The following is a 506-nucleotide window of genomic DNA, read 5'->3' as shown; positions in this document are numbered from 1 at the left end:
AGGAATATTTTACAATCTAAGGGGAAGTGAAAGCTTAAGTAAGGAAAGAATAGAAGAAATAAAGAATAAAAATAAAGAAGCAATGTATTCAAAATATTCTGATGATTACTTAGGAGAAAGTAATGAAAACATACTTTTAAAAGGTTTTGTAGATAATGAAGACAAAGATACAAGCTTTTCAGTACTTAGTGGAAATAATATTAGTATTACTACAAAAGAAGAATTAAATAATAAAGATGGACATATAATAGCAAATAGAGAAAATAAGATAGTATCAAATATATTTAATAATTCATCAAGTATAAGTGATGAAAAGATAATAGTTAGAGATGGATATGAGAAGATGATATTTGATGGATCTTTTCATTGTCCTGGTTGTAGTGGTATAATAAATTTGTAACAGTAGAGTAAAGTGGTGTATAATATAATTAAGGAAAAAGGAGAAAAAATTATGATACAAAAACACTCAGAAGAATTAAAAAACAAACTTATTAAACTACATCTAC

General features: G+C 24.7%; 1 protein-coding gene. It reads left to right on the top strand.

What is annotated here, in order from left to right; all coding sequences use genetic code 11:
- A partial coding sequence (locus AYC60_RS09140) for a hypothetical protein (protein ID WP_197417002.1) occupies nucleotides 1-400 on the top strand: 400 nt, incomplete at its 5' end.
- Nucleotides 401-506 lie beyond the last annotated feature (106 nt).

This window comes from Streptobacillus felis, from assembly GCF_001559775.1.
GTDB lineage: Bacteria > Fusobacteriota > Fusobacteriia > Fusobacteriales > Leptotrichiaceae > Streptobacillus > Streptobacillus felis.
Note: the sequence above shows the minus strand (reverse complement) of the source record. Positions and strands in the feature narration are given on the sequence as shown.